The 14636-nt window shown below is 66.7% G+C and carries 14 protein-coding genes and 1 tRNA gene (1 of these 15 cut by a window edge); 9 read left to right on the top strand and 6 right to left on the bottom strand.

Annotated elements, in window-relative coordinates; genetic code table 11:
* On the bottom strand, nt 1–432 hold the 5' portion of the coding sequence (locus tag M2351_RS29220; protein ID WP_264659547.1) for a glutathione S-transferase family protein. It extends 162 nt beyond the left edge of the window; 432 of the gene's 594 nt are visible here — the first part of the coding sequence; it begins with the start codon at nt 430–432; the stop codon falls past the left edge of the window.
* Between the two features lie 288 nt (nt 433–720).
* On the opposite strand from M2351_RS29220, the gene M2351_RS29215 reads away from it, so the two are divergent.
* Nucleotides 721–1152, top strand: coding sequence for a PAS domain-containing protein (locus M2351_RS29215; protein ID WP_264659546.1), 432 nt, complete (start codon nt 721–723; stop codon nt 1150–1152).
* Nucleotides 1153–1260: 108 nt separating this feature from the next.
* Nucleotides 1261–2511 carry a formyl-CoA transferase gene (gene frc, locus M2351_RS29210; RefSeq protein WP_264659545.1) on the top strand — a complete coding sequence of 417 codons (1251 nt, stop codon included), beginning with the start codon at nt 1261–1263 and terminating at the stop codon, nt 2509–2511.
* A 98-nt stretch (nt 2512–2609) separates the two neighbouring features.
* Here the strand turns inward: frc and M2351_RS29205 are convergent, their stop codons facing one another.
* Nucleotides 2610–2870 carry a hypothetical protein gene (locus tag M2351_RS29205; protein WP_209770458.1) on the bottom strand — a complete coding sequence of 87 codons (261 nt, stop codon included), beginning with the start codon at nt 2868–2870 and terminating at the stop codon, nt 2610–2612.
* A 140-nt stretch (nt 2871–3010) separates the two neighbouring features.
* Between M2351_RS29205 and soxR the strand changes: the two genes are divergently transcribed.
* From soxR to M2351_RS29190, 3 genes are all read left to right on the top strand, one after another.
* Nucleotides 3011–3472, top strand: coding sequence for a redox-sensitive transcriptional activator SoxR (soxR, locus tag M2351_RS29200; protein WP_264659544.1), 462 nt, complete (start codon nt 3011–3013; stop codon nt 3470–3472).
* A gap of 85 nt (nt 3473–3557) precedes the next feature.
* Complete coding sequence (locus tag M2351_RS29195; RefSeq protein ID WP_264659543.1) at nt 3558–5582, top strand: O-linked N-acetylglucosamine transferase, SPINDLY family protein; 2025 nt, start codon at nt 3558–3560, stop codon at nt 5580–5582.
* A 100-nt stretch (nt 5583–5682) separates the two neighbouring features.
* Nucleotides 5683–5994, top strand: a complete 312-nt coding sequence (locus M2351_RS29190) for a hypothetical protein (RefSeq protein ID WP_264659542.1) — start codon at nt 5683–5685, stop codon at nt 5992–5994.
* 282 nt (nt 5995–6276) lie between these two features.
* Here the strand turns inward: M2351_RS29190 and M2351_RS29185 are convergent, their stop codons facing one another.
* Nucleotides 6277–7176, bottom strand: coding sequence for an ABC transporter substrate binding protein (locus tag M2351_RS29185; protein ID WP_264659541.1), 900 nt, complete (start codon nt 7174–7176; stop codon nt 6277–6279).
* A gap of 378 nt (nt 7177–7554) precedes the next feature.
* Here M2351_RS29185 and M2351_RS29180 point away from each other — a divergent pair, with 378 nt between their 5' ends.
* Nucleotides 7555–8415: an alpha/beta hydrolase gene (locus tag M2351_RS29180; protein ID WP_264659540.1), complete on the top strand. Its 861-nt coding sequence runs from the start codon at nt 7555–7557 to the stop codon at nt 8413–8415.
* A complete protein-coding gene (locus M2351_RS29175) occupies nt 8406–9638 on the top strand; it encodes an MFS transporter (protein ID WP_264659539.1) in 1233 nt (410 codons plus the stop codon). The genes M2351_RS29180 and M2351_RS29175 overlap by 10 nt, the downstream gene beginning before the upstream one ends.
* Before the next feature lie 117 nt (nt 9639–9755).
* Here M2351_RS29175 and M2351_RS29170 read toward each other — a convergent pair whose 3' ends face one another.
* On the bottom strand, nt 9756–10223 hold the full coding sequence (locus M2351_RS29170) for a hypothetical protein (RefSeq protein WP_264659538.1): 468 nt from the start codon (nt 10221–10223) through the stop codon (nt 9756–9758).
* Nucleotides 10224–10419: 196 nt separating this feature from the next.
* Between M2351_RS29170 and M2351_RS29165 the strand changes: the two genes are divergently transcribed.
* A tRNA-Phe gene (locus tag M2351_RS29165) sits at nt 10420–10495 on the top strand.
* An 87-nt stretch (nt 10496–10582) separates the two neighbouring features.
* Here the strand turns inward: M2351_RS29165 and M2351_RS29160 are convergent.
* The gene (locus M2351_RS29160) at nt 10583–11374 is read right to left on the bottom strand and encodes an SDR family NAD(P)-dependent oxidoreductase (protein ID WP_264659537.1); all 792 of its coding nucleotides are present in this window, start codon (nt 11372–11374) and stop codon (nt 10583–10585) included.
* Nucleotides 11375–11898: 524 nt separating this feature from the next.
* Here M2351_RS29160 and M2351_RS29155 point away from each other — a divergent pair.
* Complete coding sequence (locus M2351_RS29155) at nt 11899–14313, top strand: hybrid sensor histidine kinase/response regulator (RefSeq protein WP_264659536.1); 2415 nt, start codon at nt 11899–11901, stop codon at nt 14311–14313.
* 2 nt (nt 14314–14315) lie between these two features.
* On the opposite strand, the gene M2351_RS29150 is transcribed toward M2351_RS29155, so the two are convergent.
* A complete protein-coding gene (locus M2351_RS29150) occupies nt 14316–14519 on the bottom strand; it encodes a hypothetical protein (RefSeq protein ID WP_264659535.1) in 204 nt (67 codons plus the stop codon).
* Nucleotides 14520–14636 lie beyond the last annotated feature (117 nt).

The following is a 14636-nucleotide window of genomic DNA, read 5'->3' as shown; positions in this document are numbered from 1 at the left end:
CGTGAAGTCGTCGCCGGCCAAAAACGCTTGGTCGGTGAGCCGCGCGTTCGCGATGTCCAGTTTTCTGCCGAGCAGTGCAACCGCCTGAGCGATGGCGTCGCCGTCGCGGACCTTTGGCGGGGTCCGCACCACCCGCCAAAAGATCGGGGCGGTGAAGTTGAGCGCGATGTTGATCTTCGACCATTCCGCCCATTGGTCGACACAGGTTCTCTGCGCCAATCCCGCTGGCCAGAACGGTTCGTTCCCGTACCGGTTTCCAAGATAGCGAAGGATCGCGCCAGTTTCCCAAATCGGTTCACCGTCTCCGTCCCGAAGGACCGGAACCGTGCCATTGGGATTCATGGCCAAGAATTCCGGCGTGTCGTTGCCGCCGTACCGGTGGCCAACGTCAAACCGCTGGAAGGGAAGTCCGAGTTCGCCGATGCACCACATCAACGCTTAGACATTGGACGAACTTTTCCGACCCCAGACCGTCAGCATCGCTTCGCTCTTGTCCGCTGGTTTGAAGAAGGGTAACGGCGCCGCACCGCCGAGTAAACAGCCTGTCCGCCACGGGCGGGATCGTCAGCGTGGCAATCTGTTCGTAACCCCCTCACAAAGCGCTTGCCTGGGGTGCCGTATCTGGTATACCGTATGATCCATGCCAATGAGCGTTGCCACAGAGCGTTGGATGCAGGAACGTCATGCAGCGAACCATCACCGGCGGGGCGGAGTGACCCGATGAGCGGCCCGATCGACTTCGAGCAGCTCGCCCGCGTGGCCGGCGATGCGGTCATCATCTCCGACGCGAAAGGCGCCATCACCTTCTGGAACGCGGCGGCCGAGCGCATCTTCGGTTTCACGGAACAGGATGCGCTGGGCCAGTCGCTTGACCTGATCATCCCGGAGCGCCAGCGCCAGCGGCACTGGGATGGTTACGAGAAGACCATGCAGACCGGGATCACGCGGTACGGCGCCGACGTGCTGCGCGTTCCCGCGGTGCACAAGGACGGCCGCGCGTTGTCCATCGCCTTCACGGTGGCCTTGCTCACCGCGGCGGATGGTGGCGTGACCGGGATTGTCGCCATCGTCCGCGATGAAACCAGCCGTTGGACGGAGGAACGCAAATTGCGCCGCCGTCTCGCGGAGTTGGAAGCCGCAGCAGCCCACTAACCCCTCACCGCAATTCCATCAGTCCGCAAATCGGGTCTTTTGCGCCGGTGTACCCACGACCGGCACGGGGCCGTGCGTTGCAACAATTCAAACGGGAGTGAACGAGCCATGAGCAAGCCGCTCGAAGGGATCAAAATCATCGACTTCACGCACGTTCAGGCCGGCCCGGCCTGCACGCAGCTTCTGGCCTGGTACGGCGCCGACGTGATCAAGGTCGAGCGCCCCGGTGCCGGCGACGTGACGCGCAACCAGCTGCGCGACATCCCCGACGCGGACGCCCTGTACTTCACGATGCTGAACAGCAACAAGCGCTCGCTGACGCTGGACACCAAGACCCAGGCGGGCAAGGAAGTCCTGGAGAAGCTGATCCGCGAGTCCGACGTGCTGGTCGAGAACTTCGGGCCGGGCGCGCTCGATCGCATGGGCTTTTCCTGGGCGCGCATCAACGAGCTGAACCCGGGCATGATCGTGGCCTCGGTGAAGGGCTTCAGCGATGGCCATCACTATGAGGACCTGAAGGTCTACGAGAACGTCGCGCAGTGCGCCGGCGGCGCCGCGTCGACCACCGGCTTCTGGGACGGCCCGCCGACCGTCAGCGCCGCCGCTCTCGGCGACAGCAACACCGGCATGCACCTGGCCATCGGCATCCTGACTGCCCTGATGGGCCGCGCCAAGACCGGCAAGGGCCAGAAGGTCGCCGTGTCGATGCAGGACGCCGTGATCAACCTCTGCCGCGTCAAGCTGCGCGACCAGCAGCGCCTCGACCGCGTCGGCTACCTGGAAGAATACCCGCAGTACCCGCACGGCGAGTTCTCCGATGTGGTTCCGCGCGGCGGCAACGCCGGCGGTGGTGGCCAGCCGGGCTGGGTCCTGAAGTGCAAGGGCTGGGAGACCGATCCCAACGCCTACATCTACTTCACCATCCAGGGCCACGCCTGGGCGCCGATCTGCAAGGCGTTGGGCAAGCCGGAGTGGATCGAAGACCCGGCCTACAACACCGCCCAGGCGCGCCAGGACAAGATCTTCGACATCTTCGCCTTCATCGAGAACTGGCTGGCCGACAAGACGAAGTACGAAGCGGTCGACATCCTGCGCAAGTTCGACATCCCGTGTGCGCCGGTGCTGACCATGAAGGAGATCGCCGAAGACGCGTCGCTCCGCAAGAGCGGCACCATCGTCGAGGTCGAGCACAAGCAGCGTGGCAAGTACCTGACGGTCGGCAGCCCGGTCAAGTTCTCGGACATGACGGTCGAGATCACCGGTTCCCCGCTGCTCGGCGAGCACAGCGACGAGATCCTCGCGAGCCTCGGCTACACGAAGGAGCAGATCGCGGACATGCACGCCAACAAGGTGGTTTGATCCCCACCACTGGTGTGATCGGATCCGGTCCAACCTTATAGTCGACGGAAGACGGCGCTCGCTTCGGGCGCCGTTTTTCGTTTTTCCACGATCCGCGGCTACCGCAGCCACTCCCGGACCTCGAGGATTCGTTGGTTGCCCTGCGGGGTGCGGGCGTAAGCCTTGCCGTACTGGGTCTGGTATTCGCGGACATAGCCCTGGCGCAGCAGGATCTCCATCGCCGGCCGGACGACGGCCGGTTTCAGCTTTGCGGCGCGGGTGATCGCCAGAAGCGAGGCGGGCAGGGCCGTCACTTCCGGACCGGGCGTGGCCCGGAGTGTGTTGATGGAGGTCCAATCGACGGACGTCGGTGACATCATGCGGGGTTCCCCCTGCTCGACAAACGGGTGGCTTCCGACCCATCATTTCGCGCCTTTCGGCGTTGCGCAATGATCAGGATCAGCGTACAACCTCAACTGAACTTGAGGTCAAGAGGTTCCGCACATCCGGAGGGCCGACGATGGGGATTCTCGAACCGGGCCAACTTGGCAAGGATCTTTCCGTCGGGGAGGTGGCCGAACGATCCGGTGTGGCGGTGTCCACCATCCATTTCTACGAATCGAAGGGCCTGATCCGGAGCTGGCGCAGCAACGGCAACCAGCGGCGTTTCCCACGTGAGGTGTTGCGCCGCGTCGCGGTTATCAAGGTCGCGCAACGCCTGGGCGTTTCGCTGGCCTCCATCGCCGAGGCGCTGAAAGCCCTGCCGGAGGAACGGTCCCCGACGACGGAGGATTGGAAGGCCCTCTCCGCGTCCTGGAAGCGGGAGCTGGACGAGCGCATCGCCACCATGACGCGCCTGCGCGACGAACTAGACCAGTGCATCGGCTGCGGATGCCTGTCGGTCAGCGAGTGCCCGCTGCGCAATCCCTGGGACGAGCTGTCGGAGGAGGGGCCCGGCCCACGGTTGCTGGATCCGCGTTGAGGGATTGGCGCACGGGTGCCGCTGTCGCTATGCTCGCGCCGAACGCGACCATCGGCTGTCCGATGCCGAGCCGACCCACCGCGCCATGACCGCTCCCGAACACCTTGATCCGACCGTTTCGGGCGCGCCGACGCAGGGCGGCGCGTTGGCCACCCTGCTCGCCGATGGCATGACGCATCACGAAGCCGGGCGACTCGAGCAGGCCGGGGCGGCTTACCGGCGGCTGCTCGACCAGGATCCGGGAAGCAGCGACGCCTGGAACCTGCTCGGCGTCGTTCACGCGCAGCAGGGGAACGCGGGGCAGGGCGTGCGCTGCATCCGTTCGGCCCTGGCGATCCGCGAGGCTCCGGAATATCTCTACAACCTGGGAACGGCGCTGCGTGACCTTGGGCGACTCGACGAGGCGGCGACGGCCTACGAACAGGTTGTCCGGCTGGCGCCGGACCGGGCGGACGCCCATGTGGCGGTCGGTGCGCTGCACCAGCTTCGGCGCCGGCCGGGGGATGCCATCGCCGCCTACCGTCGGGCGATCGCCATCCGGCCCGACAGCGCGGAGGCGCATTCGAACCTGGGCATGGTGCTGCAGGAGATTGGGCCGCGGGAGGAGGCCATCGCGGCCTTCAGCGCGGCGATCCTGCACAAGCCGTCCCACGCCGAAGGGCATTGCAACCTCGGCTTCGCCTTGCAGGGCATGGGGCGGCTCGGCGAATCGGCGGCGGCCTTCGCGGTGGCGCTCGCCTTCCGCCCGGAGTTTCCGGAAGCCTGGTCGAACCTGGGAAACACCTTCAAGGAAATGGGGCTGCTGGACCGGGCCATCGCCGCCTACCGTACCGCCCTCGCGCAACGGCCACAATTCGCTGAGGCCGCCGGCAACCTCGCCATGACGCAGCACTACGCGTCGGAGTGCGGCAACGCCGATTTCCTCACGACTGCGAAGGAGAGCGCCGCGCGACTGGGCGCGGCGGTGAAAGGTGGAACGGCGGCGCGGGCTTTCCCCAACACGGCGGACCCGGACCGGGCGCTGCGGATCGGCTATGTGTCGGGCGATCTCAACAGTCACCCCGTCGGCTATTTCCTGGAAAGCGTTCTGGCCGCGCACGACCGGGCGGCCGTCACGGTCCATTGCTACGCCAACAACGTCCGTCGCGACGCATTGACCGACCGGCTGCGCGCGCAGGCCGACGTCTGGCGCGACATCGTCGGCCTGGACGACGGCACGGTGGAGGGCTTGGTGCGGGGCGACGGGATCGACCTGCTGGTGGACCTGTCCGGCCACACGGCGGGGAACCGCCTGCCGCTGTTCGCGCGCAAGCCGGCACCTGTGCAGGTCTCCTGGCTCGGGTATTTCGGCACGACCGGGCTCCCGGCCATGGACCACATCATCGCCGACCGGCATGTGGTGCCACCGGGGGAGGAGCGGTTCTTCACCGAGGCCATTTGCCGCCTGCCGGGCAGCTATCTCTGCTTCACGCCCCCGTCCGACTCCATCGTTGTGACGCCGCCGCCGATGCTGGAGACGGGCGTGGTCACGCTCGGCTGCTTCCAGAACCGCGCGAAGATCACCCTGGCCACCGTGGCGCTGTGGGCGGGGGTGCTGGCCGCCATGCCGCAGGCGCGGTTGCTGGTGAAGGCGCGGCAGATTGGCGATGCCGGTGTGCGGCAGACTCTGAGGGAGCAGTTCGCGGCCCATGGCATCGCCGCAAACCGTGTGCGAATGGAGGGCGAGTCGCCGCGGGCGGATTATCTGGCCGGGTACAGCCGAATCGACATTGCCGTCGACACCACGCCCTTCGGTGGTGGGACGACCACGGCGGAATGTCTGTGGATGGGTGTGCCGCTGGTGACCCTGCGCGGTGACCGCTGGGCCGGGCGCATCGGGGAAAGCCTGCTGCACACGCTGGGCCTCGCCGACCGTCTGGTCGCCGACAGCCCCGCCGACTATGTGGCGAAGGTGGCGGCCCTGGCCCGGGATCTCGGCGGCTTGGCCGAGCTTCGCGCGGGGTTGCGCGGGCGGCTGGAGCGCTCCCCCCTGTGCGATGGGCCGGGCTTCGCCCGCGGGCTGGAGGCGGCCTACCGGGCGATGTGGCGGGAGTGGTGCCGCAAAGGGTGAGCCCGAAAAATGTCCCAGCGGAGCGGCTTGGAGCGTGAGCTTGGGCGCACAATCTGTGTGCTAAGGTTGCCCCAACACTTCGCAAGAAAGGATTACGGGGATGTTCGCCAAGGTTGCCATGCATGGGTTCGGCGTTGCCGTGGGAAGCATGGCGCTCGCTCTCGCCCTGGCGGGCCCGGCCGCGGCCGACGGCCACGGGCGTGGGCATCACAAGCACCATCACGACCACGGCTATTATCACGGCGGCCCGCGGGTCGTCGTCGTGGAGGAGCCGCGCCCGGTCGTGGTCGTGCGCCGCCCGCCGCCGGTCTACTACGCCCCGGCGCCACGGGTCGTCTACGCGCCACCGGCCTACTACGCTCCGGCCCCCGCCCCGGGTGTGAGCGTCCAGATGAACATTCCACTGCGCTGATCCGGCGGCTTTGCCACGCGAACGGACCCATCGCCGACCTGCCGTGCGGCCGTCGCCTGCGCCCGGAAGGTGCGTAGAGTGCGGCGGACGATCGGACGGCGCTGGAGGTTGATACAACCAGATCGCACGTTGGATGACGGTGGGCGGGATTTGGTGGCGGGCACACGGGAACGGCGACATCCGAGCGGGATGCCGTCATGACCGGTGCACCGCCACCCTTCCTGTCAATTCCGGCCGTTGCGTTCAAAGCTTGGGCCAGGCTTCCGTCGGAGCGGGTTCGCGTCAGGGGTTGATGACGGCGTCGGCTGGAACGGTGACCTTCCGCACCTCGGCCGAGGACTTGGACACGATGAGCTTCGGCGTCGGCAGGATCACGGGCATGGTGCGGGCGTCCGCCCCGTTCAGCACCTTGCTGATCATTTCGGCGGCCGTGCCACCCATGTCCTCGACCAGCGGGGTGTAGGCGGCCAGCCACTTGTTCAACACGAAGGTCTGGGTGCCGCCGAACAGATTGACCCGGTCGCCGATGGCCTTCTGGATGTCCTCGGCCTTCGATCCCAGGTAGCTGTCGGCACCGGCGTAGACGGTGTCCGCCGTCAGCTTGCCGGACTTGACCTCGGCAAGCACCTCGTCCAGCGCGTCGGTCTCGGGGGCGACCCGGCGGGACACCAGCTCGATTCCGTTCTTCGTGGTCCACTCGGTGACTTGCGCCTCGATGATCTTGGCGTTCGTCTCACGGGCATTGAACAGGACGAGCAACTTCTTCAGCGGAGCCAGCTTGTTGAACGCGGACAACTGCTGATCGATGGGAACGCCGTTGGTCACGCCGGTCGTGTTGACGCCGGGCGCATCCATCGCCCGCACCAGCTTGCCGCCCACCGGATCGAAGACGATGTTGAAGACGATGGGAATGCGATCCTGGATGATCTGCTGCGCCACCTGTGACGTCGTCGTGCCGAACGAGTAGACGACGTCAAACTTCTTGGCGGCGATATCGTCTTCCAGCGCGCGCAGACGGCTGGCCATGACGCCGCGGTCCTGGTTGCCGACCACCTCCGTGTATTTGGCCTGAACGCCCAGCGCGGCAAGCTTTGCCTTGAGCGCGACCTCCGGTTCCGTGATGCCGCGCCACAAGATCAGCAGGACGTTCTTTTCCTGCGCCATCGCCGGCGTAGCGGCCATGACTGCCATTGCGACCGAAAGTGCGGCAAGCAAAGTTTTGCTGGCCCAACGGGTCGACTTACGAACAGTTTGTGTCCCGAAAAGGGTGAACTTCGGATTCATCGGCTTCCTCTCTGGCTCCGCTACAGCAAGCGATGCTCGTACCGGTGGATGTATAATTTAGATTGGTTGCATATTGCGGGCAATTGACAATTTTGCCATACTCACAACGAGAATGGACGATGGAAATATAACCGAAATACGCTAAATCAGAGCGGGTTGTTCGCGTGCCAGAGGCGCGGACCGGTTGGCAAATCCGGAGGTTAGCGAGACGCCATGACCCGTTTTGGAACGCTCATCCGCGCTGTCTGCACACTGTTCATCATCGTTGCCGGGCCCGTGCCCGCGGTCGAGGCCGCCGGCACGGTGCAGGAGTTGAGCCTGCCGTCGCGGGTCCTCGACAGGGACTACCGGTACACAATTTACCTTCCCGATGGATACGCTGAAGGCTGCAGCACGTATCCGGTCGTCTATCTGCTGCACGGTTCCAGTGGAAACGAGCGCGATTGGCTGGACAAGGGCGACGTTAAGCCGGTCCTCGACCAGCTGATTGCCGAGAAGCGCATCCCGCCGACCGTCGTCGTCATGCCCGGCCATCGTGGCATGTGGTGGGTCGACGGCGACGGTGAAAAGTCCGAAACCGTTCTGCTGACCGAATTGCTTCCCGACGTCGAACACCGCTTTCGCGTGTATGCGGAGCGCGACGGCCGTGCCTTCGGTGGCCTGTCGGCAGGCGGGTACGCGACAATTCGCCTCGCTTTCACCCGGCCGGAGTTGTTCGCGGTCGGCTTGGCGCTCAGCCCGGCGATCTACGGCCCGTTGCCGCCGCCCAACTCTGCGGCAATGAAGGATCCGGCCTTCTTGAAAAATGGCGCTTTGGACGCCGATCTGTGGATCCGGCTGAACTGGCCGTCGCTGTTCGACGCCTACCGTGCCCAGCCGTTGCGGGTTCCACTTTACCTCAACGCCGGTGACCGCGACCGCTTCGAGATCGCCTACCACACCGCCGTCCTGCATCGGGAGCTGATGCGTTTGCAGCCGGAAGCGACGGAATTCCGCGTCGTGCAGGGCGATCACGAATGGCGGATCTGGCATGAGACCATCGGCGACGCGCTGATCTACGGGCTGGCGCGGATGAAGGCGCCGCGCCCGGGTCCGGCTCCCGCCGCCGCTGGTAAGGACGGGGCGTCATGCGGCTGAACGACCCGCGGCTCGCCTTGTTTCTGATGGTTGCCGGAGACGCGACCGGCAACTCCTTCATGCCGGTCTATGCCCGCGGCCTGTACGCGTCCGGAGCACCGGTGCTGAACGGGTTCGTCTCGGAGGCGGTGGCGACCGGTTTGCCGGTGTCGATCTTCTGGCTGGCCGTTGCCGTCACCCAGTTGACCACCGGGCTGTGGGAGCGGGGCCGCGACCATCGGACGCTGTTCGGTGTCGCGATCCTGCTGTCGACCGTCGCGGTCGGCATGTGCGGGCTGGCCGGCAGCGTCGCCGAACTGGTCGTCTGGCGGGCGATCGGCGGTTTGGGATACGGCGCCGCCATGATCCTGGCGCAGGACGCCATCATTCGCGCCATGGGGCCGCAGGCGCGGACCCTGGCGTCCGGGGCGTATCTGAGCGCGTTCTTTTCCGGCGCCATCATCGGAACGCTCGCCGGCAGCACCCTGGCCGAGCCGCTGGGCTTCGGCGGCACGCTGATCGCCGGGGCGTTCGTATCGGCCGTGGGCGCGGCGCTGACCCGGAGCTTCGCGTCTCACCGGGAATCGCTGCCGCCGCAGCGGTTGCGGCCGGGCGTCCTGCTGCGCAACCGCCCGCTTCTCGGGCTCCTGCTGCTGGCGGCGCTGCCGTCGCGCCTCATCAACGGTGGCTTCGTCTTCTGCCTGCTGCCGCTTTATCTGCACCAGCTGGGCACGCCGCCCGCGACCATCGGCTGGATCGTGATGATCTACGCGCTGATCCAGGCAACCACCACCACCTTCTGGTCGCGGCTGATCGACCGCACCGGGCGGTCCTTCCTGTTCACCGTCGTCGGGGTGACCCTGTCCGGTCTGGCGATGCTGGTGATTCCGGGCGGCTGGTCCGGCGTGTGGGGGGTCGTGGCCGCCGTGACGCTGCTCGGGATCGCCCAATCCATCGGGATGTCTCCGCAGATTACGGTGCTGTTCGCGATCGCCCGGACGGACATGGAGCGGTTCGGCCGCACCACCATCCTTGGCATCTACCGGGTGTGCGAACGCGCCGGCCTTTTCATCGGGCCGATGGCGATGGCCTGGTGCGCCGACCGCTGGGGCAACGACACGGCCCTGGCAATCTTCGGTTCCGTGGCCCTCACCGCCGCCCTGGCTTTGACGGTGGCGGCGCTGCTTGGGGCCTATCCGGAAGGCGGCCCAATACCGGTTCGTGAGCAGGAGGAAGCGCTGTAAGCGGCGGCGGTCGCGCGCCCGGTCTCCAGATCACGCCCAAGGCGATGCGCATGGCCCGCACCGGCTGGTGCAGGACGTCCTCCCGACCAAGCCGGCGGAGTCATTGTGCGGAGATATTCACTGTTCGACGGTGCAGTCCTTCACGATCAGCATGTCGGCGGGAATTTCCGGCGAGGGTGTCTTGGGCATGTCTTCGTGCGTGGGGACCAGCAGGCACCCTTCGGCGCCGCGCGCCATTACGCTCTTCACCTTGAACCGCATGGTCTTCGGGTTGCTGCCGAAAGTCACGTCGAAGGTATCGCCGACGGCGATGCGCGGCGGGATGTCGATGTGGCCGTATTCCCGGCAGTCGTGGGTGACCAGCCAGTCCCGGCACAGTTTCAGCGTCGCCTCGCCGCTGGTCGAAACGACGGAAGCCGCGGAACCGGACACGCTGTGCGCCCCATTCGCGGCATGCTCGCCCCCGGCAGCTTGGTCCTGGGCCTGGGCTTGGGCCAAGGCCACCCCGGAACCGGCAAGCACGGTGCCGCCAAACACCGGGCCTGCCAGCCACATCCCGACGAGCACCGTCGCCGCGGTCTTCATCCCAATCACCGACACCTGCCGTTTCTGCACACGACGATAGCGCACAGCAATATGGGGTGGCGCGACCCTTTTGGAGCGCCTCGGGGCCTTTCGATCAGGCAGGGCGGCGCGGAAATCTGGAATGCACGTCCGTGTGCATATTCCGCTGGACAAGGGGCGTGGTTCTTTCTATAAGGCAGCCCCCGCACGTTGCGGCGCCCAGGTAGCTCAGTTGGTAGAGCAGGGGACTGAAAATCCCCGTGTCGGCGGTTCGACTCCGTCCCTGGGCACCACTTTCCTTCCGCATCAGCGGCACAGCGGAAAGTGGTGCGAGGCGGCGGCCTCCCCAGACGCTTTCTTCAAACAGCCTTGGTCCGTTCTCAGCCGTTGCGGTAGCGCGATGCGGCGTGGACCTGCATGACGTTCGGGACCATCGCGCGCCGGGCGGCGTCATAGGCCTCCCACTGGTCCGCGTCGTGCAGCGGCGGGATGGTCACCGTCTCTCGCCGGTCGTATCCCGCCAGCGCCGCATCGACCAGTTCGCCGGTGTCCATCACCGCCGGAAGCGCGTCGACGTCGCGGCCGGACCGCTCCCAGATTTCGGTGCGCGTCGCCGACGGCAGCACCGCCTGCACATACACCCCCCGGGGGCCAAGCTCCAGATGCAGCCCCTGGCTGAGGAACAGGACGAAGGCCTTGGTCGCCCCATAGACGGTCAGCCCGATTTCCGGCGCGAACCCCACGACCGATGCCACGTTGATGATCGCGCCCGTGCCGGTGGCGGCGAAGCGCGGTGCCGCGACACGGGCGAGGCGGGTAAGGGCGGTTGCGTTCAGCGCGATCAGGGCGGAGATGTCCTCTAGGCTCTGGTCGAGGAAGTTGCCCTTGAGCGCGGCCCCCGCATTGTTGACCAGCACGCCGATGCGCTCGTCCTCGCGCAGTCGCGCCTCCACGGACGCGAGATCGGCCGGATCGGTGAGGTCCGCCCGGATGGTGTCGACGCCAACCTTGGCCTCCCGGCGGAGGCGTTCCGCCAGGGCATCGAGGCGCGCGGTGTCGCGGGCCACCAGCACCAGATCATGGCCGCGCCGCGCGAAGCGGTCGGCGTAGACCGCTCCGATGCCCGAGGAGGCTCCGGTGATCAGAACGGTCGGTTTGGTGACGGATGTCATCGTTCGTTCCTGTCGTGGCGTTGAATGTTCGGGCGGCGGTCCCCGGGGGCGTGGGACCCGTTCCCGGACTCAGTGGTAGCCTATGTTGCTGATGGCCCGAAGGACACTTATCCAACCTTTTCGGACATCAGGCGTCTCGGGCATCGGCGCGCGGTCGCCGCCCAGCCGATGTCCGAGCACGCCAATTAGGCCGCCAAAGCGTCGATTTATAGAACCGCCGTCCTGTCGGAGCGGGGCGGCTTGATGTCCTCCATCGGCGGAATGTCGGACTGGTGGCCAACGTCTTCTGATGGCCGCGTCCCGATGGCGCGGCACAGTCGGCAAATGAGGATCAATTGACCTGTGCGGGGTTTTTATCGACGTACAGTTGATTTTTATGAATTCCGCGGCAGCACGACCAATGTCTCTACCGCCGCTGGACGGAATCGGGCTTTTTATTAGGCATTGTTGTGGGTACCATCTTCTCTGCGTGCAGCATTCGGACATCCGGACGGTTCGGTCACGCGCTTTTCCGTGGGGTTGACGTGCAAGCCACCCTCCGCCGCTCGCTGGTCCTGCTCTCGCTGATCATGCTGCCCCTGCTGGGGGTCGAGCTGGCGATGCAGTTCAACCTGCGCCGCGAACGGATGGCCGAGATGCACGATCAGGCGATGCGGCTGCTCGACGGCGTGGAGACCGAGCAGCAGCGCCTGATCGACGACGTCCACCACGTTCTCGGAACGCTGGCCACCGCCGCGGCTCCGCAGTTGGCCGGGGCCGGTTGTCAGGCGACCCTGGACCGGGTGCACACGCAGATGCCCCCCTATCTGGTCATCGAAGTGATGGGGATGGACGGGCATGTCCGCTGCGCGACCGACCAGCGCGCCGTCGGCGCCTACATCGGCGAACGGGAGAACGTCCAGCGGGCGTTAGCGGCCGGGGACTTCGTCCTCGGCAACTATGCCACCGCACGGCGGCTTGGCCACGCCGTCCTGACCTTCGGGCAACCCTTCGACGGGACGGACGGAGCCACCGCGGGCGTCGTCACCGCCCTTCTCGACATCGACTGGCTGCACGAGTTCCTGGCGCGCAAGCCCCTGCCGCAGAACGCGACCATCCTGATCGCCGATCGTTCCGGCCGGGTGTTCGCCCGGACGCCCGCGCAGCCCGACTTGGTCGGGCAGCATCTGCCGGAACGGCTGCGCTACATGCTCAGCGGCAGCCGGCGCGCGACGGTGGAGGCGACGGGCCTCGACGGCGTCAAGCGGATCATGGCCTATTCGAGCACCGAGGTCGGCGCCGAAGGCATCCTGGTCATGGCGGGAATCGACAAGGCCGAGGCCATGGGGTCGATCGACCGCAGCCTCTGGCGCACGATGGCGATGTTCGTCGGCGTGCTGGTCCTATGCTACGCCGGCGTCGCCTGGGGGGCGAGCCGACTCGTCCGCGTCCAGGAACAGCTGGTCCTGGCGCTGCAGGCTGCCCGGGCCGGAACCTTCGGGATCAAGCTCCGCTCCCGCCGGGCCGAATGGTCGGACGAAACCTATCGGATCTTCGGCCTGGATCCGCGACGCGCCGCGCCGGGCTACCAGACCTGGGCGGCCAGCCTGCACCCGGCGGACCGCGACCGGGTGCTGCAGGAGCGTAGGGCCGCGCTGGCCGATCAAACGCCGACCATCAGTCAGGAATACCGGATCCTGCGGCGGGACGGCAGCGTCCGTTGGGTGGAGTCGGTGGCCAACGCCACCTACGCCGCGGACGGCACGCCGCTGCGGCTGTCCGGGCTGCACATCGACATCACGCACCGCAAGGAAACGGAGGGAGCCCTGCGCGCCGCCAAGGAGGAGGCGGAACAGGCCAACCTGTCGAAGAGCAAGTTCCTGGCGGCGGCCAGCCACGACCTTCGCCAGCCCATGCAGTCCATGTTCCTGTTCGCATCCGCGCTACGCCCGCATGTGGCGAGCGAGCGCGGGCGCAGCGCCCTGACCATGCTGGAACGGGGGTTGGACACCATGAAGGGGCTGCTGGAGAGCCTGCTGGACGTGTCGCGGTTTGACGCCGGGGGCATCAGCCCGGCCATCGAGGATGTCCAGCTTCGGCCGGTGCTCGACCACATCGCCGAGGCCTACCTGCCGGTGGCGGCCGCGAAGGGGCTGGAGCTTCGCGTGCGCAAGGGCCCGGACCTCGTCGTCCGCAGCGACCGCAACCTGCTGGGCCGGATGATCCGCAACCTGGTCGAGAACGCCATCCGCTACACCGAGGCGGGCTACGTCGAGCTGGGCTGCCGCGAGGCCGACGGCCGCGTCCACATCGACGTGCAGGACACCGGGATCGGCATTCCCGCCGGGCAGCTCGACCGGATTTTCGAAGAATTCCACCAGCTCGCCAACCCAGAGCGGGACCGCGGCCAGGGCCTGGGGCTCGGGCTGTCCATCGTGCAGCGGCTGTCGATTCTCCTCCACCATCCGGTGTCGGTGCGGTCGGAACCGGGGCGGGGATCCGTCTTCTCCATTGTCGCGTTACCCGGCGATACCGACGGATCCCAGGAGAATCCGGGGACGCAGCCGGTCCTGGAGGATGGCGATGGCCGCCTCGCGCTGCTGATCGACGACGACTCCATCGTCCTGCTGGCGCTTCAGACCGTGTTCCGGGGCTGGAGGTACGACACGCTGATCGCCGCGTCGGCGGAGGAAGCGATCGAAAAACTGCGCGCCGACGGGCGGGAACCGGACGTGATCGTCGCCGATTACCGGCTGCGCGGCGGCGAGCGGGGAACGGACACCGTGCGGCGCGTCTTCGACTTTCTCGGTTCCGCCGTTCCCGCGATCATCCTGACCGGCGAGACCAGCCCGGAATGGCAGAAGGAGGCGGCCGACCTGGGCTTCGGCGTCGCCTTCAAGCCGGTGACGCCGCGCCAGTTGCAAGAGGCGCTGCAACGCTGCATGGGCGCCGTGGCGTGACCTCAGTCCGAAATGACGATCTGCCGTTCCTTGCCGCCCTTGCCGACGATTTTCAGCACGCGGCGGCCGCGCTCGTCCTTGGAGGATTCGGTCAGGACGATCCGGCCGAGCGTGGCGAGCAGATGCAGCAGGTCGCTGTTCGACTTGGCTCCGAAGCCCTGGCGCAGTTCGGCCAGGAGGGCTTCCGTTTCCTCGCGTTTTGTCACGGCCCTGGGACTTTCGCTGTGGGACTCTGAAGGCTGGCGTCCTACGCCGGCCGCGCAACAGCCTGCCCGACAATCCGGCACCTGTCGAGGCGTCCGGCGGTGGACGTGCCACAAAGG

The organism is Azospirillum canadense (assembly GCF_025961225.1).
Lineage (GTDB): Bacteria > Pseudomonadota > Alphaproteobacteria > Azospirillales > Azospirillaceae > Azospirillum > Azospirillum canadense.
The sequence above is the reverse complement of the archived record's forward strand: the minus strand, read 5'-3'. Positions and strand labels throughout refer to the sequence as shown.